25 protein-coding genes, 1 tRNA gene and 1 pseudogene are annotated in these 20,153 nt (G+C 65.7%); 14 read left to right on the forward strand and 13 right to left on the reverse strand.

Annotated elements, in window-relative coordinates; all coding sequences use genetic code 11:
* Nucleotides 1-413 precede the first annotated feature (413 nt).
* A complete protein-coding gene (locus EV648_RS41665; protein WP_132301897.1) occupies nt 414-815 on the forward strand; it encodes a hypothetical protein in 402 nt (133 codons plus the stop codon).
* A 603-nt stretch (nt 816-1,418) separates the two neighbouring features.
* On the opposite strand, the gene EV648_RS41670 is transcribed toward EV648_RS41665, so the two are convergent.
* From EV648_RS41670 to EV648_RS41680, 3 genes are read right to left on the reverse strand one after another with little or no spacing between them, the layout of a single operon-like run.
* Entirely contained in the window at nt 1,419-2,507 is a 1,089-nt protein-coding gene (locus tag EV648_RS41670) for a DNA methyltransferase (RefSeq protein WP_132301899.1), read from the reverse strand.
* Nucleotides 2,504-3,451 (reverse strand): hypothetical protein, encoded by a 948-nt coding sequence (locus tag EV648_RS41675; RefSeq protein ID WP_132301901.1) that lies wholly within the window; start codon nt 3,449-3,451, stop codon nt 2,504-2,506. Before EV648_RS41675 ends, EV648_RS41670 begins: the two co-directional genes overlap by 4 nt.
* Nucleotides 3,451-4,569 carry a ParB N-terminal domain-containing protein gene (locus EV648_RS41680; RefSeq protein WP_132301903.1) on the reverse strand — a complete coding sequence of 373 codons (1,119 nt, stop codon included), beginning with the start codon at nt 4,567-4,569 and terminating at the stop codon, nt 3,451-3,453. The genes EV648_RS41675 and EV648_RS41680 overlap by 1 nt, the downstream gene beginning before the upstream one ends.
* A gap of 620 nt (nt 4,570-5,189) precedes the next feature.
* On the opposite strand from EV648_RS41680, the gene EV648_RS45520 reads away from it, so the two are divergent.
* The 3 genes from EV648_RS45520 to EV648_RS41695 all read left to right on the forward strand — a co-directional run bounded on the left by EV648_RS45520 (nt 5,190) and on the right by EV648_RS41695 (nt 6,676).
* Entirely contained in the window at nt 5,190-5,477 is a 288-nt protein-coding gene (locus EV648_RS45520) for an HNH endonuclease signature motif containing protein (protein WP_132301905.1), read from the forward strand.
* Complete coding sequence (locus tag EV648_RS41690; RefSeq protein WP_132301907.1) at nt 5,408-5,749, forward strand: hypothetical protein; 342 nt, start codon at nt 5,408-5,410, stop codon at nt 5,747-5,749. The genes EV648_RS45520 and EV648_RS41690 overlap by 70 nt, the downstream gene beginning before the upstream one ends.
* Nucleotides 5,750-6,211: 462 nt before the next feature.
* On the forward strand, nt 6,212-6,676 hold the full coding sequence (locus tag EV648_RS41695; protein WP_132301909.1) for a hypothetical protein: 465 nt from the start codon (nt 6,212-6,214) through the stop codon (nt 6,674-6,676).
* Between the two features lie 131 nt (nt 6,677-6,807).
* On the opposite strand, the gene EV648_RS43645 is transcribed toward EV648_RS41695, so the two are convergent.
* Nucleotides 6,808-7,338 carry a GntR family transcriptional regulator gene (locus tag EV648_RS43645; RefSeq protein ID WP_199235148.1) on the reverse strand — a complete coding sequence of 177 codons (531 nt, stop codon included), beginning with the start codon at nt 7,336-7,338 and terminating at the stop codon, nt 6,808-6,810.
* A gap of 115 nt (nt 7,339-7,453) precedes the next feature.
* Between EV648_RS43645 and EV648_RS44620 the strand changes: the two genes are divergently transcribed.
* Complete coding sequence (locus tag EV648_RS44620) at nt 7,454-7,615, forward strand: hypothetical protein (protein ID WP_241996120.1); 162 nt, start codon at nt 7,454-7,456, stop codon at nt 7,613-7,615.
* Here EV648_RS44620 and xerC read toward each other — a convergent pair.
* A pseudogene (gene xerC / locus EV648_RS45525) lies at nt 7,538-8,194 on the reverse strand (tyrosine recombinase XerC); the annotation flags it as partial. The gene EV648_RS44620 and the pseudogene xerC overlap by 78 nt on opposite strands.
* Here xerC and EV648_RS44625 point away from each other — a divergent pair.
* A complete protein-coding gene (locus tag EV648_RS44625; RefSeq protein ID WP_241996121.1) occupies nt 8,123-8,512 on the forward strand; it encodes a hypothetical protein in 390 nt (129 codons plus the stop codon). The pseudogene xerC and the gene EV648_RS44625 overlap by 72 nt on opposite strands.
* 176 nt (nt 8,513-8,688) lie before the next feature.
* Here EV648_RS44625 and EV648_RS41705 read toward each other — a convergent pair.
* Nucleotides 8,689-8,761 (reverse strand) — tRNA-Lys (locus EV648_RS41705).
* Nucleotides 8,762-8,979: 218 nt separating this feature from the next.
* On the opposite strand from EV648_RS41705, the gene EV648_RS41710 reads away from it, so the two are divergent.
* The 4 genes from EV648_RS41710 to EV648_RS41725 all read left to right on the forward strand — a co-directional run bounded on the left by EV648_RS41710 (nt 8,980) and on the right by EV648_RS41725 (nt 11,625).
* The gene (locus EV648_RS41710; RefSeq protein ID WP_132301911.1) at nt 8,980-9,405 is read left to right on the forward strand and encodes a DoxX family protein; all 426 of its coding nucleotides are present in this window, start codon (nt 8,980-8,982) and stop codon (nt 9,403-9,405) included.
* Between the two features lie 63 nt (nt 9,406-9,468).
* Nucleotides 9,469-9,978: a sigma-70 family RNA polymerase sigma factor gene (locus tag EV648_RS41715; protein WP_132301913.1), complete on the forward strand. Its 510-nt coding sequence runs from the start codon at nt 9,469-9,471 to the stop codon at nt 9,976-9,978.
* On the forward strand, nt 9,975-10,637 hold the full coding sequence (locus EV648_RS41720; RefSeq protein ID WP_132301915.1) for an anti-sigma factor: 663 nt from the start codon (nt 9,975-9,977) through the stop codon (nt 10,635-10,637). The genes EV648_RS41715 and EV648_RS41720 overlap by 4 nt, the downstream gene beginning before the upstream one ends.
* A 313-nt stretch (nt 10,638-10,950) precedes the next feature.
* On the forward strand, nt 10,951-11,625 hold the full coding sequence (locus EV648_RS41725) for a GAF and ANTAR domain-containing protein (protein WP_132301917.1): 675 nt from the start codon (nt 10,951-10,953) through the stop codon (nt 11,623-11,625).
* Nucleotides 11,626-11,865: 240 nt separating this feature from the next.
* Here the strand turns inward: EV648_RS41725 and EV648_RS41730 are convergent, their stop codons facing one another.
* The gene (locus EV648_RS41730; protein ID WP_132189198.1) at nt 11,866-12,105 is read right to left on the reverse strand and encodes a hypothetical protein; all 240 of its coding nucleotides are present in this window, start codon (nt 12,103-12,105) and stop codon (nt 11,866-11,868) included.
* 63 nt (nt 12,106-12,168) lie between these two features.
* The gene (locus EV648_RS41735; protein WP_199235149.1) at nt 12,169-12,876 is read right to left on the reverse strand and encodes a helix-turn-helix transcriptional regulator; all 708 of its coding nucleotides are present in this window, start codon (nt 12,874-12,876) and stop codon (nt 12,169-12,171) included.
* A gap of 65 nt (nt 12,877-12,941) precedes the next feature.
* Here EV648_RS41735 and EV648_RS41740 point away from each other — a divergent pair, with 65 nt between their 5' ends.
* Nucleotides 12,942-13,586 (forward strand): flavin reductase family protein, encoded by a 645-nt coding sequence (locus EV648_RS41740; RefSeq protein WP_132301919.1) that lies wholly within the window; start codon nt 12,942-12,944, stop codon nt 13,584-13,586.
* Here the strand turns inward: EV648_RS41740 and EV648_RS42970 are convergent.
* Nucleotides 13,537-13,698 carry a hypothetical protein gene (locus EV648_RS42970; protein WP_158294231.1) on the reverse strand — a complete coding sequence of 54 codons (162 nt, stop codon included), beginning with the start codon at nt 13,696-13,698 and terminating at the stop codon, nt 13,537-13,539. The genes EV648_RS41740 and EV648_RS42970 overlap by 50 nt on opposite strands.
* A 63-nt stretch (nt 13,699-13,761) precedes the next feature.
* On the opposite strand from EV648_RS42970, the gene EV648_RS41745 reads away from it, so the two are divergent.
* On the forward strand, nt 13,762-14,157 hold the full coding sequence (locus EV648_RS41745; protein ID WP_132301921.1) for a RidA family protein: 396 nt from the start codon (nt 13,762-13,764) through the stop codon (nt 14,155-14,157).
* A gap of 49 nt (nt 14,158-14,206) precedes the next feature.
* Here EV648_RS41745 and EV648_RS41750 read toward each other — a convergent pair whose 3' ends face one another.
* Both EV648_RS41750 and EV648_RS41755 read right to left on the reverse strand, forming a co-directional pair.
* The gene (locus tag EV648_RS41750) at nt 14,207-15,079 is read right to left on the reverse strand and encodes a serine hydrolase (protein ID WP_132301923.1); all 873 of its coding nucleotides are present in this window, start codon (nt 15,077-15,079) and stop codon (nt 14,207-14,209) included.
* Nucleotides 15,076-15,957, reverse strand: a complete 882-nt coding sequence (locus tag EV648_RS41755) for a LysR family transcriptional regulator (RefSeq protein ID WP_132301925.1) — start codon at nt 15,955-15,957, stop codon at nt 15,076-15,078. The genes EV648_RS41750 and EV648_RS41755 overlap by 4 nt, the downstream gene beginning before the upstream one ends.
* Before the next feature lie 144 nt (nt 15,958-16,101).
* Between EV648_RS41755 and EV648_RS41760 the strand changes: the two genes are divergently transcribed.
* Complete coding sequence (locus EV648_RS41760) at nt 16,102-17,067, forward strand: MBL fold metallo-hydrolase (RefSeq protein ID WP_241996122.1); 966 nt, start codon at nt 16,102-16,104, stop codon at nt 17,065-17,067.
* An 11-nt stretch (nt 17,068-17,078) separates the two neighbouring features.
* Here the strand turns inward: EV648_RS41760 and EV648_RS41765 are convergent, their stop codons facing one another.
* Entirely contained in the window at nt 17,079-17,945 is an 867-nt protein-coding gene (locus tag EV648_RS41765) for an oxidoreductase (RefSeq protein ID WP_132301927.1), read from the reverse strand.
* Between the two features lie 116 nt (nt 17,946-18,061).
* Nucleotides 18,062-18,838: a GntR family transcriptional regulator gene (locus EV648_RS41770; RefSeq protein WP_132301929.1), complete on the reverse strand. Its 777-nt coding sequence runs from the start codon at nt 18,836-18,838 to the stop codon at nt 18,062-18,064.
* Between the two features lie 130 nt (nt 18,839-18,968).
* On the opposite strand from EV648_RS41770, the gene EV648_RS41775 reads away from it, so the two are divergent.
* Nucleotides 18,969-20,063 (forward strand): YeiH family protein, encoded by a 1,095-nt coding sequence (locus EV648_RS41775; RefSeq protein WP_241996123.1) that lies wholly within the window; start codon nt 18,969-18,971, stop codon nt 20,061-20,063.
* Nucleotides 20,064-20,153: the final 90 nt, after the last annotated feature.

Consider the following 20,153-nt stretch of genomic DNA (forward strand, 5'->3'; position numbering starts at 1 on the left):
CCGTGCGGCACCGACCGGAGCAGTACCGGGCACCAAACCTAGCCAAGAACTCGGTTCGGCACTGCCCGCAGGTCTGCCAGCGCCCCAAGCGGCGCAGCCGCTCCATCCGTACCTGCGCCGCCAAACGTTCAAGCTCGGCACTGCTGCGCCTCTCAAGATACCTCATAGTGACGATTATAAACGTCACAAGAGTTTTGTGCTGCAGACCCTTCAGGTGATCTCCCTGCTGCCACCCACCTCGCGCTGAAAGTCCGCCAGCGCTTGTATTCCCTGAAGCTGCAGCGGGCCCAAGTCAGCGGGTGATCACCGCCACCGCGAAGCCGTGATGTAGCGAGGCATGCAATGGTCCTGGTGTGATTTGGTCACCGTAAGCGACGATGTAGGGCTTCCGGAGTGCAGATACCGTTGGGGTCATGGCATCGCACAATCTCTATGAACTGCCGGCTGTGGACAGCGACTACGACGCTGTGCGGCAGTTCGTCCTCAAGGCGGAGGCAGCAAATCTTCAGGCTGAGGCCGGCGAGCTGGGGGCCGACCCGAACGCCCGATACGACACGTACGGCGAACGCGGAACCGAGACGGTGCGCTGGTGCAAGCCCGCCGACCCGAACAATCCCCGACCTCGCACCGTACGGCGCGGTCTTCCAGGCCGAGCTCGCAGCGGCAGCCTCTGCGGAGAACCTTCCGTAGGCACCCTCAGTTCGTGCGACGTTTGCAAGGCGACCGCGCGCAAGGCTGCTTCACCGAAGAAGCCGACCACCGCCACGGCCAAGCCGACAACTCATCAGGAGTTGCGTGACTCCGCTAATGACTAGCATGGCCGTGCCTCGGCGTCGGGCTAATGACTAGCATGGCCGTGCCTCGGCGTCGCCGGTCCCGGGCCTGCCTGTCGACAGCGCCTCGCGCCTCGACGCCGTGCGTGCGGCGGCTACACCTGCCGGTCGCTCCGGGCTGGGGACCCGCGACACCGCACCAGTGTGCCCATCAGCCCGGTTTGGCACCGGAGGTTATCCACAGGGATCGCGGCGAACGTGGGCTGCCGGCGTCTAGCAGGCCGCAGGAATGGGAGCGCGAGCTTCCTCGCGCCACTGCGGTCGGTGCGCAGGCGTGGGCTGGTTTCTGGGTCGATCCCGACACGAGCGTCCGAGGGTGGATCCGTGTCGAATGTGACTCACCACCGGCGTAAGCCTCCGACTCGACCGCTGGAACCCCGACGAGACCGCCGTTTACGCACTGCACATCGGATGGTGACCCCCACCAATAGTGGCCGACATACAGGTCACGGCCCGATAACCCAGGGAGAAATTCGGCGCCTGTCCGGCAAACTAGAGACATCGCCGGCCGCGGCCAGCGACCCAATGCTTCGAGTCTCGTGGCAGCCCCGGCGGCCCACTGCGGGGATCGGTCCTTGTCCAGCGCTATGCGAGAGTGACATGCATGTCGATCTCCCAGACACAGCCACGACTTCCGGGTCGGAACGCGTCGGTTTGGCGCCGACCGATCTCGCTGTGCTCGACCGACCGAATAGTCGCCTTTCGTGGCGACAGCAAGACAGACGCTCTCAACTGCTGCTCGAGATGCTTTGGTGATATTCCAGTCGCGCCTACTCGCATAACGACATGGCCGCGGGGAGCCAAGATAGCTGATGAAACGCGCCAGAAGTCGCCAATAAAGTTCCAGTAGTCGTCTGCCTTTATATGCCGGTCGTCTCGCGTGATGCGAGATTTATTCGGCCGATCAGGGCCTCCGAGGAACCATAGACGTAGCCACTGATCTTCCTCGTAACTTGTGACTGCCCGGTACGGCGGGGAGGTGATTATAAGCTTGGGCGCCTCGCGTCTCCACTTGCGCGGAACGTCTCGAATGTCGCCGAAAATCGTCTCACCGGCCGCATCAGGAACCGGCGACGCATAGCGGAAACTCAGCGCTTGTCGAAGCATGTCGAACGCATCCCGCTCCGGCGCCTCTAAGGAGCGCTCAGTCCAGAACCGAACTGAGTAATCGGGCTTGGTGCTGATAGTTCGAGGCATCTGGTTGCTCAGGTAGCGCATCGACGACACTTCGCCATGGAGTCCGCCCAAAATTAGAGCGCTAACCATCGCGTCGGTGCGACGAGCACGCCAATCGAGCGACTCGCGCAGATATAGCAACTGAGCTAGCGTTCGCCGATGATATGCAGCCTGAAAGAACTCAGATGTAGTCGATGCTGCCCGCATCCATCGCCGATGCTGGTAGTCGTCCTCGAGTCGATTAAGGCGCCGGAGCACTGAGGAGGCCTGAGGTGCTGCCAGTTTCGCACGATTGAGGCAGGCCGCAACAGGATTGATGTCGCCGCCGATGCCGACGCGTCCGAGTAAGAGTGCCTCGAACGGCGCGGTGCCTCGGCCGGCGAACGGGTCGAATACGACCTCGCCCGGCTTCGTCAGCCGCTCGATCCATGCCCGAGCAAAAGCTTCGGGAAACATTGCGAAGTAGGGGCACATAGAGTGGAACCGGTGGCGACTCATCGGCTAATCCGTTCGAGTACATACTTCGACCAACGCTTTGTCCGCCCTTGCAGGTCTGCAGGCAAGCCCGCGTCGGCGAGCATGGCTGAGACTCTGCAGCGATCAAACGGCACTGTATTTCCAAGAAATGAGACCGAATCCCATTCCTCGTCGCTAAGACACCCAGGCACGAAGAAGAATACGACCGGAGTAAAAGCGAATCTGCTGGTCAGTAGCCATAGGCCTGTGAATTGCATGGGACTAAGCTCGGTTGCCTTGCCGTCCCAGTTGTCGCCTGCGGCGCATTGCCCGAAAGCGATCACCTTTCCGTTGCGGCCGTCTGCAAATGGCCGCCACGCGACGAGGTCAAGCTTGGCGTCCTTCTGGTCCTTGCGTGATGGGCGTGAGCGCGATCCGCCACCCTCGCCAACGGCTTCGCAGAGCTCATTCAGAGCAGCCTCGAACCCGGCGGGTGTCGTTCGACGGGGGAACCCGAAATGAAACGACCGGACGCCACTCGCTGTGCCGCCTAGATAGTGCCGCGCGGCAACTTCAGCTAGTTCCTCAAAATTCCCTGCACCTTTGACCGTCCGCGGTCCTGCTTTCACGCCGAAATGCCGAAGGAGGAGCATGAAGACGTACGGGCTGTCGATAAAGTTAGGATCACGGACAGACACCGTCTGGTCAGCTATCTTGAATGGGTAACCGTCGCCACACGATTTGGATCGGACGTCCAGTCGCGAAAAGGCTTCGTCGGCGAGTTCTTGGCTCTTCTCGCTCCCACGGTCTGGTGCCAGCCGCTCGGTCACCGCGTCCAAGGTGCCGGATCGTCGGAATTCGGCAACAAGGTCTTGATAGGAACTGTCTCTGTCCGCCGACAAGAGTGCGAGTATCTCCAGCCAGTCCGCATGAGCCTCGGCGCCGTCCGAAGCGATGGGTGCGCCGAGCGTGAGTGCCGTAGTCATTAATTGGCAAGCCGCTTCGATCTACGCTGCCGCTTCAGATAGGCATTCATGTCATCGACGATAGACTCGCTCAATGTGAGGATCTCGTTTGCGAGTTCAAGCAGATCCCTCTCGCCGACAAACCCTGTCAGAACCTTGCCGCGGGAATCCTGAAGCAGTCGCCTCGCGGCCACCAGGTCCTCCCTCAGTTTTGCCGAGTCACCCTTGGCGACATCGAGTGCTACGCCAAGTGGTAGACCTTGCCGGATGGCTGATACGGCATTTCTGTTTCCAAGAACCTGATCGAGCTGCCGCAGATTTGGGTTCTGTGACGCTACCAGGGGAGGGATCTCATCCTTCTTGCTACCAAACATCCAAAGCATAAGTTCGCCCAACTCGGGCAGACGCTCTTCGGGGACGGGATCTCTCGTGTCAGCCGGAGGCCCACTCAGGCCAATGTGCGACTGAATTCCTGAATAACTGTTTAGCCCCACAAATAGGTGCGAGAAGGAGAAATGAGCCTTGTATCGGTCCTCCCTGCTCCATACGCCATTGCGCTCAGCCTGGTCGAGAGTCATCAGCGCCCGGTAGAGACGGAGGGTCGTCTGATGCGTGTCGCCGATCGTCTCAGCGATCTCGTCGAGCGGAATCCTCAGTTCATTGTGAACCCAGGCAATGTACTGAGCCTTACTGTAAGACTGCCACTGCTGTGGTCCGTTGACATGCTTGAAGCCGATGAACTGCCATGCATCTGCCCGTGTGCTGATAATGACAGGTAGTGTCCGTAACTCAGCGAGTCGGGCATCGCCTATTGTCGGCAGATCGGTCGCCCCGACTCGCTTGCGGTGGCTTGGATCGGTGAGCAGCTTCACAGCGGCCAAGCGGCGGTTGCCCTCGACAACGATTAGCCGGCCACCTTCTTGAGCGACCACGAGAGGCTCGTATGTCCAGAAGCCGTTGGCAGCGATTGATAGAGCTACCTCTTTGACGGCGAACTCGCTCCACATGGTTTTGAGGAGGTCTACGTCAGATCCGCCTTGCTCAATGAGCCGCGGATTTTTCGAATCAAAGTGCAGGTCGGATGTAGCGATGTCGATGACCTCGACACGCGACGCGGGGGCTGCAGGCTTGACTGGCACAAGCCCAGCCTAGTATGCGGAGAGCCTGCCGTCTCGCCAACTCACAGAGATCTCGCCTACCTCGCTCCGCATCGCGGCGCGCGTTGGACTCGTGAGTTTGATCGACCGGGCGCCGCGCAGCAAGCTCGGTCGGGACTAGTTGGGGGGCAGGCACGAGCTTGCTCGGTAGTCGCGCATGTACTCTACGATGTCGATTTGCGCGAACGATGCCGTAAGCATCGATATATATGGCCAGGATCTCCTGCGATCGGGCTTTGGAGGACGCCTGGTCCGCGCTCCCTGCTCGGTAACGACGCGGTGAATGGTCGGATGAACTGGCTCCTGGCCCGCCGCGGTAGATCACCTTGTGCCAGTCCACCGCATCGCCGTCAGACATGGCGAGAATCGTCTCACGGGGCTGCGCGCCGAGACGGCACAGCAGCGGCGATGCAGTCGTGCAGTGGCGTCGGAATCAGGTGATCCGGGCACGGCCTAGGGAGGCAGGTCAGTCGCCACGAGGAGTTGGGCAGCCAGGGCAGCCCTTAGCCCAGGTCCAGCGCGATCCGTCCGCGTACATCTCCGCCGCCCAGCACCGCCGCTGCTTACAATCCTCGGCCGTCGGTCCGGGATAGGGTGCTGAGATGCCTGATGGACGCCCGGCGGTGCCCGCAGAACTACAACGCGATGTCCTCGTTGAAGCCGGCCACCGTTGCGCGATTCCTACCTGTAGAGCGACCCCCACGGAGATCTGCCATATCGAGCCGTGGGCGAAGGCCAAGGCACACCGATTCGAGAATCTGATCGCCTTATGCCCACCTGTCACGCGAGGTTTGACAGGGGCGAGATCGACCGTAAGTCGATGCTGCAGTACAAGTCGAACCTCGGCATCATCAACGGTCGCTACGGCGAGATTGAACGCCGCATCTTGACTCTGTTTGCCGAGGATCCCTCGATCAACGTGATCGGGATGCCACTAGCCTCAGACATCGCTCTGCTGCACCTAGTCAAGGACGGACTGTTTGTCCGCGGCTTCGACCAGCGCGGAGGGTTCGGGTTGGTGGTCCCCAACGGCAGCAGCGCAGAGATCGACTTCACCGGCAGACAAGAGTTCTACTCGGTCACTGAAAAGGGCCGGGAGCTGGTGAGACGACTGGCGGAGGCACGACAACTCGATTCCGACGTCGCGAACCCCGTCAGCTGACCTCGGCTCGCAGGCCTAACGGGTCTGGTTTGCGCGCCGTTGCCGTCCGGCGTCGAGATCCTAACGCCGCCGCCGGCACCCCAGGGGGTGACTTTCGCGGGTGTCTGCGGCCCCGGCGTCGGAATCGTTGGCATGCCGAGACGATGACGGATCGTCCCATCTGGGTGCGTCTGCTGCGGAGGAAGGTGAGGGTGAGGTTGTAAACAGGGCAGCCGTCGGTGCGGAGCGCCGCTCCTGATGCCTCGTCTGTGTCGTGGGGCTGATCGTGGTGCGAATGACGGACAGCACGGGGAAATCCGCGCCTGGTGCGGGCGGGCGTGTTAGCAAGGCCGCTGGTAGAGACAGATGCGACGGTGTACTTCCTCCTCGAAATGAGAAGGTCGTCAGATATGCAACTCATCAGGGAACCGCCGACTGGCACTGGCCCAGCCCGAAAGGCCCCGAGAGGAAGGCGGTACCTCCATGACGACACCGTTGTGGCTTGCCGTGATTTCGAGCGCTTCTGGCCTAGCTGGCGTGACACTCGGCGCAGCACTCACAGGCCGGGCTCAGAGAAGGCAATGGGCGAGAGGCAAGCAAGTCGACGCCTGCGCAGCGATCGTCGTCGAATCGACACGAGTGCAACTCGCTCTGAGGCGGCAGTGGAGACACGCAGGACGAGTGGATTGGGTGCCATGGAACGAAGCCCTGGCTGACATCAGCCTCGTCGCTGCCCCTACGGTTGTCGAAGCCGCCGGCGATGTTGACGAGCTGTTCTGGCGGCACAGCGACCAAATCGACCGTGGCGACCTCAAGGACGAGGCGGCATGGGTCGCGGCGTCCGGCCTGATGGAGACGGCTCGCCTCGCCTTCACCAACGCCGCGAAGGAATACGTCATCGGTTCGAGCAAGCGTCTGGAGCGGTTGCCGATTCGCCGGCCCCAGTGAGTACTTGCCTGGCGGCACCGGCGACAACTCAGGTGCTGACGCGAGCCAGTAGACGTCTGTGGTGACCCATGGCTAGATCGGCAATCGGCTCCACCGATGCACACGGGCGACGAAACCTGGGTCAGCATGCTCTATCTGGTGGCCACAAAGGTTGTCACGCGGGTCGGCGATCCTGCGAGATATACGACGAGTTCGTAGTCGGAAATCTCGGACAGGGATCCGCCGCTTCGGCGGATCGCGCCCACGAGCAGGGCACGGAGATCAGTGTTGTCTTCCGGGTCCGCGTCTGCTCGAAAGTTGGCGATGGGCGCGCCGAGTTGGCGGACCTCGAGGTCGAGGGAGCCGGGCGAAAGAGCTACTGCAGAAGGCGCCTCCGCGATGGCGGTGGGGACGGCTGCGGCGTACTTGACGATGGTGCGGCGGCCGGAGTTGAGTTCTACGAGGCCCCAGTCGGCTAGGAGTTTGACGGCTCGTTGGGCTGTGCCTACTGAGGTGTCGTGGTCTGTGGCGATTTGCTTGATGGGTGGGATGGGGAGGCCGGGGCGGAGGGTGCCCTCGAGGATTTGGGCTCGCAGGGCGACAGCCGTGTGTTCGTATGGGCTGGTCGGCTTGAAGTCGTCGAAGGGAACGGTCGGCGCAGCCGTGGTGGGGCGGGTTGGCATGCGGGTGGCTAGGGAGCCGGCGGCGCGTTGGTCTGCTTCTGAGACCCAGGCGGTGTAGGCGCGGAGGGTTGTGGTTCCTCCTCCGCCGTGGCCTAGACGGCCCGCGACTGTGCGGATGTCGACGCCGGCCGCGATCAGCTCGGTGGCGGAGTTTGTGGATGGTGGTCTTGATCTCCAGGCGCTCGACCAGCTTGCGGTATCGCTGCCCGACGGAATCTGGGATCAGATGTGCGGAACCGTCGGGGGCGAGAGAGAAGACGTAGGCCTCGTCGCGTAGCTCAAGCTGTAAGGCGGCCGCGCGGGCTAGGAACCGGGCGCGATGCTCGCGGAGAACCTCGACGGTCTCCGGATCGAGGGTGATACGCCTGTCCTGGTGGGCTTTGGTGTCCTTCTCCCACTTCTTCGAGCCTCGTTGGCCGATGGCCCTCTCTAGGTGCAGAACTCCGTGGTCGAGGTCTAGGTGAGACCAGCGGATGGCGCAGAGTTCGCCGCGTCGCTGGCCGGTGACCATGGTCAGCCAGACGAGTGCGCCCCAGTCGGGGTCCTTGAAGGCCTCGTTGATGATTCGTGCGGCCTGGTTGGGTGTTGGCGGCCGCGGGTTGCTTTTCGGGGCGGCTGGTGGTTCGGCGTCGGCGATGGGGTTCGTGGTGACCCACTTCCATCGCACGGCGCGCCTGAGCGCGCCGTACAGGATGAAATGGATCTGCCGAATGGTTGATGCGGCCAGTGGCTTGCACTCGTGTGGTCGGCAGCGATCGTCGCACTCGTGCGTACGGGATGTCCTGTGGTCGACGTGACCATTGGTCTTCGTACAGTGTTCGCGGCACCGACGGAGTTCGGCGTAGAGGGAATCCATTACGCCGGCGTCGAGGGAGCCGACCTTCTCCTTGCCGAGGAACGGCCGGATGTGTTTCTCGGCGTAGCCGCGGTACACGTCCAGGGTGTTGAACTCGAGGTCTGCTTCGTCGAGGTAGCGATCGAGCAGCTGGTTGACCGTGGCCTTCGTCCGGGGGTTGCGCCGCTCGTACAGCTGGTTGAGCAGGTTGACCTTTGCTTGGTTCGCCAGCTTCTCGGCGTCAGGGCCGACCGGGATCGTCTCCGTCAGGTCGTGCCGACGTTTGGTAACGGGGTCGATGCCTGCGTATACGCGCACTCTGAAGGCGCCGCTGGGTAGCTCGTCGATGCTCCCGAGCTCGCGCTTCTTGCGACCGTTCGACCGCGTCATGAGGCGAGTCTAGGCGCCGTTTGTGTCACGAAACGTGTCATGGCGCGAGATCGAGGGCACGGAAGGGCCGCTCAACAGCGTGGCCTCTGACCTGTTTGTGCAGGTCAGAGGCCACTTCTTTACCGTAGGCCCCGTCGGACTCGAACCGACAACCCGCGGATTAAAAGTCCGCTGCTCTGCCAATTGAGCTAGAGGCCCTGGGTGTGGGGAACAGTGTGTCAGGTCTTGGGGGTGGGGCGCTAAGCGACCTGCTTGGGAGTAGACCAGTGCGCGGACTGGTTTCGGAGGGTGATCGAGAGATCACGGGGTGTTGAACCGGATGGGACCCTCGCTCGTTCTTCACGGGTGAGGGCATTGCCGGTGGCCGACCTCTGCTGGTGATGCGTGAATCCGTCCGTTCACCTGAGGAGTGAGCTATGACCGTGCTGGAGCGCTGGCAGGACCAGGTACTCGCTGTCTTCCGGATCGTCGTGGGGTTCTTGTTCGCCACCCATGGGGCCGCTGCCCTGTTCGGGGTGTTCGGGGATGACAAAGTGCAGGCTTTCGTCTGGCCGACCTGGTGGGCGTCGGCGATCCAGTTGGTGGGAGGGCTGTTCGTGATGGTCGGGCTGGGGACCCGGTACGCCGCGCTGCTGTGCTCGGGCTCGATGGCCTACGCCTACTTCAGCGTGCACCAGTTGGGCGCGTTGCTGCCGGTGCAGAACGGCGGGGAGAAGGCGGCGTTGTTCTCGTTCGCTTTCCTGCTGATCGCGTTCCTCGGATCCGGCGCATGGGCGCTGGAGCGGCTGCCGGTGTTCCGGCCGCAGCAGGAGTCGCGGCAGCTAGAGCCAGCCACCGAGTGACCCGGTCGAATGGCCAGGATCAGAGCCCAGGATGATGACCCGTACGCGAGCGAGGGAGTGCCGATGGCCGACGACCGGGCGGCGCTGCTGCGCGAGTTGCACGACGTGCACGCGCCTTCGCTGTGGCGGTTCGTGGTCCGGCTGACCGGGGACGATCGGTTCGCGGAGGACGTCGTTCAGGAGACCCTGCTGCGGGCGTGGCGGCGCCCGCAGATCCTGACCGAGGACGAGGCGGGGGCGCGGGCCTGGCTGTTCACGGTGGCGCGCAACCTCGTCATCGACGACCGGCGCAGCGCCCGCGTCACCCGGGAGGTGGCCAGCGATGACCTGCCGGAAAGACCGAGCGCCGACCATGCGAACGCAGTACTGGACGCGTGGCTGGTGGCGGACTCGCTGGCCCAGTTGTCGGACGACCACCGGCAGGTGATCGTCCGCGCGTACTACGGACGCCGCACGGTCACCGACATCGCCGAGGAGCTCGACATCCCGGCCGGCACGGTGAAATCGCGGTTGCACTACGGGTTGCGGGCGTTGAGGCTCGCGCTGCAGGAGAGGGGGGTGACGAAGGAATGAGCGACCCGTACCGGGAGTGGGACGCGGCGTACCTGCTCGGGGCCCTGTCGGCGAAGGACCGGCGGGCCTACGAGGAGCATCTGCACAGCTGTCCCGACTGTTCGGCGGAGGTGGCGTCGCTGGCCGGCGTACCCGGGACTCTGGCCATGCTGCCGGACGACCGAGCGCTCGCCACGATCACCGCCACCCCGCCGAACCTGTTGCCGAAGCTGGTCCGCGGGGTGCAACGCGACCGCCGCAGGAAGAGGCACCTGTACGCCGCTGTGGTGGCGGGCGTCGCCGCTACGGCGGCCGTCACCGGAGCGATCGTGGCCGGGCAGTTCGGCGGAGACGCGCGGCCGGGCGAAACCGTGGTGCTCGCGCAGACGGTCTCGAGCAAGTTGTCCGCGGACGCTCGACTGGTGGACGAGCCGTGGGGGACGACCATCGAGATCAGCTGCCGGTACGAGCAACTCGCCACCCCGAGCGAGCGGGCCAGGGGCTACGAGTTGTACGTCACGGACCAGGCGGGCAAGGCCACTATGCTGGCGAGCTGGACCGCGGCGCCCGGTACGACCGTCAAGCCGGCCACGACGACCAAGCTGCACCGCAACGAGATCAAGACTCTCGACATCCGCGGCTCCGAGTCCGGCCGGGTCCTGCTTGCCGTTCACTTCTAGCAACAGAGCAAATCTGATCGCACAGCGACAGAAAATCTGAGCGGACAGTAGCCGAAAACCTGATTGGCCATCGATTCAAGGGGCACCTGAAGGTCAGGAGCGTCCGGTCGCTCGAGAGGTTGGCCACTCCAGGTCCCGGCGTTCAGAGACGTGCGCCGGGACCGCCGCATATCTCGCGGCGGCCGGGGTATGGTTCTCCCCGGTTGGGAAGTCAGCCGGTGGCGCAGCATGCCGCCCGCGATAGACGGTACCGACCGACCCGCGAGGATGCACCGACGGTGAGAATCCCCCTGCCCTTCCCGGTGACTGCCGAGTGAAAGACAAGTTCGCCCAGGAACTGGCTCAGATGGCGCTGGCCCTGCACGAGCAACCCGATGTCGAGCAGACCGCGGAGCGGTTCCTCGACTACGTCCAGTCGACGATCGGCACCCAGCACGCGAGTGTCGTGCTGCTGCACCGAGGCGGCCGCCTGGAGTCCGCCGCATCGACCGATGCGCTGGTCGAGGAGGCCGACCGGCTGCAGGTCGAGACGGGGGAAGGCCCCAGTTACGCCGCGATCCACGACGAGGAGAGCATGGTCTGCGCTGACGCGGCGAGCGACGCCCGGTGGCCGGCCTGGTCCGCCGAGGTCGCGATCGTCGGACTGCGCAGTGTCCTGAGTGTCCGGCTCCGTACGCCGACGACGACGATCGGTGCGCTGAACCTCTACGACAAGGCCGAGCAACGGTTCACCGCCGCGGACCAGGCCATCGCCCAGGTCTTCGCGGACCACGCGGCGGTGGCGGTCGCGAACGCCCGTAGCGAGTCGACCCTGTGGCAGGCGATCGAGGCGCGCAAACTGATCGGCCAGGCGCAGGGCATCCTGATGGAACGGTTCGACCTGACCGACGAGCAGGCGTTCGCCGTACTGCGTCGCTACTCGCAGGACACCAACGTCAAGCTGCGCGACGTCGCGCAGCGGCTGATCGCCACCCGGAGACTCTCCTGAGCCACTCAAAACTCCGCTGAGCAAAGGAAATCTCCGCGAATCTGTAACGCCGGGGTAGTGACGAGCGATACACCGTGTGTAACGCCACTGAGGATCCCGTCCCAGGTCAACCGCCCGAAGGGCCTGGGCCGGGGTTCTCGTCTGTCGCCCTGAGGCGCCCCGACTCCAGTCGTTACGCGAGAAGGCCCCCGGAGAGTCTCCGGGGGCCTTCTCGCAGTTCTTCCTCCTACGCCGTGGTTTCTACGACGCTCGCTCAGTCGGTCGGTCCGACTCCGGCAGCGCGATCCGGTCGGCGGGCAGCCGTTCGGTTCGCTCGATACCGTCGTCGCCCTCGTACTGCACCATGCCGGTCCATCCGGTCTCCTCGTGCTCGCGGCCGATCAGCCACGCAGGCCGCCACTGGCCGTCCGCGAGGACGATCACGTGGCTGGGCAGCGAGAGACGGGACACCAGCTCGGTGTCGGGCTCGAACTCAGTCATGGCCGAAGGCTAAGCGGTTTCACCGACAATTGCCCGTCCAAGGTGTGTTTTCTGCCGTCGGTCTCACGATCTGGAGAGTAGTTCTCGCACCACTCCAACAGGCAGACCGAAAGTTTCCACCGACCCGGTGACCTTGAGTGCCCGCCCACCAGTGATACGTGTCACCCAGCCTTGCTGCAAAGCGTGTGTGCACAAGGCTGCGCCGACGGCACCGGCCACATGCGGCCGTCGCTCGGTCACATCCAGGCACGACCGTACTGCGGGACGCCCGTGCCGCGACTCGACCACGATGCCCAGTTCGTCCAGCCACCGGGCGCCTTCGGGGGTGAGCGCGACCCCGTCGGACCAGTCGAGCAGCCCGCGCTCCGTCATCGCGTCGGTCAACGCGACCCCGAGTTTCCCCGCGAAGTGGTCGTAGCAGGTGCGAGCCCGCGCGAACGCGTCCCGCTTGCTCGCCGCCGACAGGCTGTTTGCGACCTCTGTACGCCGGGGCGCCAGCGCGGCCAGTCCTTCGAGCAGTTCGGCCGTCTCCGGCCCGGCCAGTTTCACGTAGCGATGCCGGCCCTGCCGTACTTCGGACAGGAGTCCGCCGTCGACCAGCATATTGAGGTGCTCGCTGATCGTCGGCCGGGAAACCCCTGCCAGCTTGGCGAGTTCAGTCGCCGTCCAGGCGCGTCCGTCGAGCAGCGCGAGGCACACAGTCGCCCGGGTGGAATCCGCGAGCATCTTGGCCCAGGCGGCCAGCTCCTGCCCTTCGGTGGAGGTGTTCACGGCACCATCCTGCCTCGCGGTCAGTTCGGCGCCGGCCGAAGCAACCCGCTCCTAGCGTCGAAGACATGACGCACCTGACGATCGAACCGTCCATCCTGTACGTCGGGACGCCGGTCGAGCTGATCTCCACCGAGAACGGCGACGGCACCTACAACCTCGCGCCGATGTCGTCCGCGTGGGCCCTCGGGGACGTCGTGGTGCTGGGATTCGGCGCGGAGGGCCAGACGGCGTACAACCTGCAACGACGGCGGGAGTTGGTGATCAACTTCCCCTCGCCGGAACTCTGGGAGTCGGTCGAGCGGATCGCCGGCGTGACTGGGCGTGACCCCGTTCCCGAGCACAAGCGGGCGAGGTTCCGCCACGAGCGGGCCAAGTTCGAGGCGGCCGGGCTGACGCCGGTGGAGTCCGAGCTGGTCCGTCCGCCGCGCGTCGCCGAGTGCCCGTTGCAGTTCGAGGCCCACGCCGTCCACACCGAACTAGATGCTGAGGGCAACTTCCTGATCGTGCAGGCGAAGGTCCTCCGCGTCCACGCCGACCACCGCGTCGTCGTACCGGGCACGTCGTACGTCGATCCGGACGCCTGGTCGCCGTTGATCTACAACTTCCGCCACTACTTCGGGCTCGGGTCGCAGCTCGGCGAGAGCTTCCGCACCGAGACGCCTACCGCTGATCGAGTACCGGCCGGAGCCGGTCGAGCTCCTCGCCGCTGAGTACGAGGTCGAGCTCGGCGAGCACCGCGCCCACCTCGTCATCGCGTACTGCACGCCGGGTGGTCCGGCCGTCGGCGTACTCGGTGGTGAGCTCCACCTTGTTTGAAGTCAAGGGACCGTGGGGAGGTGGACCGGGGGCGGGGGAGGATGGGGGTCTGATCACTGGAGGTGTGTTGTGAGTCCGATTTCCCATCCGTCGCCCGAAGGTGTTGCCCCAGGCAACGGTTATAGCCATGTCGCGACCGGGCCCGGTCGCTGGGTCGCGATCGCCGGCCAGGTGTCGCTCGACGCCGACGGCAAGTTCGTCGGGGTCGGGGACCCTGCTGCCCAGGCCCAGCAGGTCTTCGCGAACCTCGAGCGCTGCCTGACCGCCGCCGGCGGGACCTTCGCGGACGTGGTGAAACTGAACTTCTACGTCACCGACATCGGCATCCTGCCCGCCGTCCGCACCGCCCGCGACGCGTACATCGACACGGCCAACCCACCGGCCAGTACTGCGGTCCAGGTGGTCGCCCTCTTCAGCCCCGACGCCCTCCTCGAGATCGAGGCCTACGCGATCGTCGCGGACTGATACGAAGCGGCCGGCCAAGCCTCAGCGGAGAGCGTCCAACGGAAGGCGTTCAGCGGAGGTGGTCGACGGCCAGGCGGGCGGCTTCGCCAATGGCGGCGTCGACGCGGGGAAGTCGTCGATCACCTCGGGCCGCGTGGGTGAAGACGGCCACCGCGTAGGCGTCGCCGCCTGGCAGCGTGACCACGGCGACCTCGTGCCGCAGGGCTCCGAACGTCCCCGTCTTCCCCGCGATCCGCACCCCGTCATGCGGAAAGCCCGCCGCGATCCGTTGCGTGAACACCTGCTGCTCCATCGACCTCCGCACGAACGCCGTCTGCCCCTCCGACAGCAGCCCCCCGCCCCATACCTCGCGCAGCAACAACGTCATGTCCCGAGCAGAGCCGGCCGACAGATTCGCCGCGTCATACACCCCAGCCGGATCCGTCTGATCGTTGTCAGCCAGTACTGCGAACGCCGCGTCCGGGTCACTCGCCCCGGTCCGCCGGACGAGTTCGACGAGGTTGCCCGCGGCGCCTCGCCGTACCCGGGTGTGCTCCAACCCGAAGGACTGCAGGAGCTCCGCCAGCCGATCGGGCCCGACCTTGTTCAGCAGGGCGTCCGCGGACGCGTTGTCGGACACGGTCATCATCGTGACGGCCAGGTCGCGCAACGACATGGTGACCGGATCGGCCAGGATCGACAGCCCGGTCGGACCGGGGATGCGCGACTCCGGGGAGAGCGTGAGTTGCTCGCACGGATCGAGCTCGCCAGTGTCGACCAGCCGGCAGAACCCGGCGAGCAGCGGCAACTTGTAGACCGACGCGATCGGCACGACCACGTCCGCGTCCAGTTCGACACTGTCCTCCGGGCGGTCCAGAGAGATCGCATGCAGCCAGCCCCGAGCACCCGCGTCGTCGAAGACCGCGCGGATCCGGGCGTTCACGGCGTCTCCAGGGCCTGGCTGAGCTGCGCCATGACCTCAGCCGGCAACGCGTTCGGAGTACGGGACTGCGGCCAGACGAGTCGTAGCCGCACTGGCAGCGGGTCGTCGATCAGGGGGTGCCTGCCGACTCCTGCGGCCGCCAAGGACGGGTCGGGCGTCACGACGATCGCCTGACCGGCCGCAGCCATCGCCAGGCCGGCCCGCTCGTCGGTGACGATCACTGTGCCGCCACCTGGGCGGTGCAGAGCAAGCGTGTCCAGGAAGAGGTCGCGAGCTGCAGGAGCCTCCGCACGCGGCCGAACGGCTATCGGCAGCCCCTGCAGCTTGCCAAGCGGCAGCGCAGCCCCGTCGTCCGGATAGAGCGCAGTAGGGACTAACGCCCAGGTAGACATCAACGTGACCGGCCCAGCCTCGAGCCCGTCGAGCACCGCCGGATGCAGTACTGCGGCCAGCCCCAGCCGCCCGGCTGATACCTGCTGCACCAGCGAGCTGGTCGGCGCAGAGATCACGGAAACCCTGCTGCCGCGTACCGCTGCGCTGCAGGCGGCTGCCACTGCGGCGCCGACGGAGGCGGGCACCTCGGGAGCGAGTCCGAGCCGGATCTCCACGCCTTCGGGGTCCTGCGCGCTCGCGGCGTGGTGGAACTCGTCGATCGCGTTCAGAGCTCGCCGGGCGTGGGGGAGCAGTGCCTTGCCGGCCGGGGTGAGTTCCACTTGGCCGGGCCCTCGCTCGAACAGCTTCGCGCCGACAAGAGCCTCCAACCGACGGAGTCCCTGGGAGAGCGGAGGCTGGGTGATCCCGATGACTCGGGCCGCGTCGCCGAAGTGCTGCTCGTCGGCGAGCGCCACGAAGATCTGCAGGTATCGCTCGGTCAGCACGGCACGGGACCCCGCTGACCTGCGGCGATATCACCAGAGGATCGACTCATATGTAAGAGCCTATTCGACATCGCGGATGCGCCTCACCTTGACTGGTCGACCAGGCCGGTCGCGCGACCGGCGTACAGGATGAGGGGAGACGACGTGACCTTGAGTCGACGAGGAATGCTCGCGGGTGCAACGGCGGCGGCGGTCGGCGCTGCCGGAGCCGTCGGTCTGCGCGCAGCCGGCTCAGCCGATGCCGCACAAGGCGGTGCCGCCCAAACAGCGGCCGCACAAGCAGAGGCTGGAGCCGAGCGGCAGCCGGTGGAGTTCACCTGGTGGGGCAACCACGCCTGGCAGATCCGCAGCGGCGGCAAGGTGGTGCTGACCGATCCGTGGCTGACCCGGTTCCACACCGGCACCTACACGGCGGAAGGCGCCGACCCGAAGACGAAGATCATCAGCAAGCCGTCGGTGATCGACCGCTACGTGACCACGGCGGACGCGATCCTCGTGCACCACGGCCACTACGACCACCTGCCAGACGTGCCGTACATCGCTCGCAAGACCAAAGCGACCGTGCTCGGCAACGAGACCCACCTCAACCTGTTGCGGGCCCTGCGGGCGCCGTCGGAGCAGTTGTCCCAGGTGACGGGCGGCGAATACCTGCCCTTCGAGGGCTTCACGATCGAGGTGTTCAGGTCGCTGCACTCGTGTGGCGGGACGCGGCACCAGTTCGCCTACCCCGGCACCCGGCCCGGCGCAGTACCGCCCAAACCGCGGACGATCGACGACCTGGTCGAAGGCGGCACGCTCGCGTACGTGATCACCATCGGCGGTCTGCGCATCCTGAGCCTCAGTACTGCGGGCTTCGACCCGGTGGCTCTCAAGGACCTGCAGGTGGACGTGGTGCTGGCGGCGCCGGGCGGTGAACCGGGAGTCATGGACCGGCTGCTGCAGACGATCAAGCCGGTGAAGACGGTGATCGCCACGCATTGGGACGACTTCGACCAGCCGCTGGAGAAGCCGGCGATCGACTGGGGCGGCCTCGGCAAACTCCGGGCCTCAGCCACCGCCGCCGGTTCGTCCTTCGTCGTGGTCGACCACCTGCAATCCACCACCCTCTGAGCTGAGCGGCCCTACCGGCCGATGGTGTCGAGCTCGGCGACGGCGTCCTCGGGCAGCACCAGCTCGGCCGCGGCGACGTTCTCCCGGAGGTGCTCGACCGAGGAAGTGCCGGGGATCAGCACGATCGTCGAAGAGCGCTGCAGCAGCCACGCGAGGGCGACCTGCTGCGCCGAGGCGTTCACCCGGGCCGCGACCTTCGTCAGCGTCTCGGACTGCAGCGGCATGAACCCGCCGAGCGGGAAGAAGGGCGCGAAGGCGATGTTCTCCGCGGCGCAGCGATCCACGAGCGCGTCGTCCTGGCGGTTGGCCAGGTTGTAGAGGTTCTGCACGGTGACGACCGGCGCGATGGTCAGCGCCTCGGCCAACTGGGTGTCGGAGACGCCGCTCAGGCCGAGGTGCCTGATCAGCCCTTCCTCCTGGAGCTCGGCGAGCGCACTGAACTGTTCGGCGATGGACACGTCAGAGGTCTCCTCGTGTCCCGGGGCGCGGAGGTTGACCACGTCCAGCGTCTCCAGGTCGAGGTGCTCGAGGTTCTCGTGAACCTGCGCCTTCAAGTCATCAGGATCCAGCGACGGGATCCAGCTGGCATCGGCACCGCGCCGGGCGCCGACCTTGGTGACGATGCGCAGGTCGGCCGGGTAGGGGTGCAGGGCTTCCTTGATCAGCTCGTTCGTGACGGCCGGGCCATAGAAGTCGCTGGTGTCGATGTGGGTGATGCCGAGCTCCACCGCCGCACGCAGTACGGCGAGAGCCTGGGCGTGGTCCTTCGGCGGTCCGAAGACGCCGGGGCCGGCCAGTTGCATGGCGCCGTAGCCCATCCGGGAGAGGGTGAGGCCGTCCGCGAGTGTGAGGGCGCCGCCGGGAACAGTGGTGGTCATCTGCAACTTCTCCTAGTTCGCTTGCCACCGGCGGATCGATCGATCTGCCGACACTTCCGAGTCTCCGTCGCGCGACCCGGGAGAAGAAGGCTCCCCTTGTCCTGGGAGTGCGAGGGCTAGGAAAGCGCGGTACCGGTCGACGCGGGCGCAAGGCGGTAGCCCTCGTGCGCAGAGAACTCGGCGGCCAGCGCGAACCGGTCGCCGCGCACGATCGTGTGCCGCCACTCGATCTTGCGTCCCTGCGCGTGCCCGAGCCGGTTGATCGAGAACGCGGCGGCGTCCGCCGGGCAGTGCAGCAACGCGCGCTCCGCCGGTGTCGGGTTCACCGCGCGGATGTCCTCGCGCCCGTGGTCGAGCCGGAGCCCGGTCCGCTCGGCCAGCTCGTTGTAGAGGCTGGTGTGACTGAAGTCCGCGCCCAGCAGCCCATCGGCGAGTGATGCGGGCAACCAGACCCGGTCGATCGCCAGCGGCTCGTCTCCCGCGAATCGCACTCGTTCCAGATAGACCAGCGGGCTCGACGCCTCCAGATCCAGCCGAGTGGCGATCACCCCGTCCGCCCGCACATCCAGCGCCCGTACGACGCTGTGCTGCGTCAGGCCGGAAGCCTCCACTGAGGAGAAGAGGCTGTACAGCGCTCCCATCGGCTGGCGGATCTCCGGCGAGGTGGCGACCCGCGGCTGCCGACCGCGCTCCGCGACGATCAGCCCGTCGGCCCGGAGCTTGCCGAGCGCCTGCCGGACCGTGTGCCGACTGACCTGATACTCCTCGACCAGCGCGAGCTCCCCGGGGAAGACGTCGTCGAACTCGCCCGCGCGCAAGCGGCGTACCAGTTCCTGCTGCAACTGCTTCCACAGCGGCTGTCCACCGGTGCGGTCCAGTTTGCGCTCGCTCATCGGGGTCCTCGCGTCGTGTCGGATCCTGCCCGCCTTGCCAAATGTCCGGTCATCTCTTAACTTAAATGTACGCACATTTAGTCTCGAGGGGGTCCGGCGCGTGCTGCACACAGAGGTTAGGTCACCGGGTGTGTCCTCCTCAGCTGTCTCGCCGCACGTGGACAAGGCTCCGAGCTTCGCTGAACGCCTTCTCGCTCGGGTGCCCGGTCTGCTGATCGTTCTGGCGCTGGCCGCCGTGGCTGTTCCGCTCGGCCGCCTGGTTCCCGTGATCGGCGGTCCTGTGTTCGGGATCGTGCTGGGCGTGCTCGCCGGCCTGCTCATCCGCCCGCTGCGAGCGGATGCCTGCCGGCCCGGCTATGACTTCGCCTCGAAGACTCTCCTGCAGTTGTCGATCGTGGTGCTCGGTACCGGCCTGTCCTTGCAACAGGTGGTCCATGTCGGCGGTAGCTCGCTACCGGTCATGCTCGGCACTCTGACCGCGGCTCTCGGCGGCGCATGGCTGTTCGGCCGTCTGCTGGGTGTCCGGGGTGACACCCAGACCCTCATCGGAGTCGGTACTGCGATCTGCGGTGCCTCGGCGATCGCCGCAGCGACAGCCGCGATCGGGGCGAAGCGATCCTCGGTGGCCTATGCGCTGGCCACGATCTTCACCTTCAACGTGGCTGCCGTGCTGCTGTTCCCGCCGCTCGGCCACTTGCTCGGGCTGAGCGCCGAGTCCTTCGGTCTGTGGGCCGGAACCGCTATCAACGACACCTCATCGGTGGTCGCCGCCGGCTACGCCTGCAGCCAGGAGGCGGGGGATCAGGCGCTCGTCGTCAAGCTGACCCGATCGCTGATGCTGGTCCCGATCGTGCTCGGCCTCGTGATCCTCAAGTCCCGCCGCGAAGCCCGCGCGGCCGCGGCGCTCGCGGCGACCTCGGCGTCGTCAGCGGGTGTGCGCGTGCAGAAGCGCCTGCCGTGGCGCCGGATGGTCCCGTTGTTCCTGATCGGCTTCATCGCTGCCGCGGGTCTGCGCAGCGCGGGCCTGGTCCCGGACGGCTGGCAGGAGAACCTCTCCCTGCTGGGCACCTTCCTGATCACCTCGGCCCTGGTCGCGATCGGCCTCTCCCTCCGCCCGGCCGAACTCCGCGCCGCGGGCTTCCGTCCAGTCCTGCTCGGCGCGATCCTCTGGGTCTCGGTCGCCCTCAGCAGCCTGGGCCTGCAGTGGGCGACCGGAACCCTCTAGACGCATTTTCCGCAGTTTGATGTGTCTACTGCTCGTCGTGTTCTGGCCAGGGGAGTTCGATGGCGAGTAGGTCGAGGATGCGGCGTTGGG

The sequence above is a fragment of the Kribbella sp. VKM Ac-2568 genome (assembly GCF_004345365.1).
In the GTDB taxonomy this organism is placed as follows: Bacteria; Actinomycetota; Actinomycetes; order Propionibacteriales; family Kribbellaceae; genus Kribbella; species Kribbella orskensis.

Coding starts and splice junctions, on each gene's coding strand:
- EV648_RS41715 (WP_132301913.1), top strand. CDS start 9,469: ATGGCCGACGACCGGGCGGCGCTGCTGCGCGAGTTGCACGACGTGCAC.
- EV648_RS41670 (WP_132301899.1), bottom strand. CDS start 2,507: ATGAGTCGCCACCGGTTCCACTCTATGTGCCCCTACTTCGCAATGTTT.
- EV648_RS41770 (WP_132301929.1), bottom strand. CDS start 18,838: ATGAGCGAGCGCAAACTGGACCGCACCGGTGGACAGCCGCTGTGGAAG.
- EV648_RS41710 (WP_132301911.1), top strand. CDS start 8,980: ATGACCGTGCTGGAGCGCTGGCAGGACCAGGTACTCGCTGTCTTCCGG.
- EV648_RS41695 (WP_132301909.1), top strand. CDS start 6,212: ATGACGACACCGTTGTGGCTTGCCGTGATTTCGAGCGCTTCTGGCCTA.
- EV648_RS41765 (WP_132301927.1), bottom strand. CDS start 17,945: ATGACCACCACTGTTCCCGGCGGCGCCCTCACACTCGCGGACGGCCTC.
- EV648_RS44620 (WP_241996120.1), top strand. CDS start 7,454: ATGTCGACGCCGGCCGCGATCAGCTCGGTGGCGGAGTTTGTGGATGGT.
- EV648_RS41665 (WP_132301897.1), top strand. CDS start 414: ATGGCATCGCACAATCTCTATGAACTGCCGGCTGTGGACAGCGACTAC.
- EV648_RS41730 (WP_132189198.1), bottom strand. CDS start 12,105: ATGACTGAGTTCGAGCCCGACACCGAGCTGGTGTCCCGTCTCTCGCTG.
- EV648_RS41720 (WP_132301915.1), top strand. CDS start 9,975: ATGAGCGACCCGTACCGGGAGTGGGACGCGGCGTACCTGCTCGGGGCC.
- EV648_RS41690 (WP_132301907.1), top strand. CDS start 5,408: ATGCTGCAGTACAAGTCGAACCTCGGCATCATCAACGGTCGCTACGGC.
- EV648_RS45520 (WP_132301905.1), top strand. CDS start 5,190: ATGCCTGATGGACGCCCGGCGGTGCCCGCAGAACTACAACGCGATGTC.
- EV648_RS41740 (WP_132301919.1), top strand. CDS start 12,942: ATGACGCACCTGACGATCGAACCGTCCATCCTGTACGTCGGGACGCCG.
- EV648_RS41675 (WP_132301901.1), bottom strand. CDS start 3,451: ATGACTACGGCACTCACGCTCGGCGCACCCATCGCTTCGGACGGCGCC.
- EV648_RS43645 (WP_199235148.1), bottom strand. CDS start 7,338: ATGCCAACCCGCCCCACCACGGCTGCGCCGACCGTTCCCTTCGACGAC.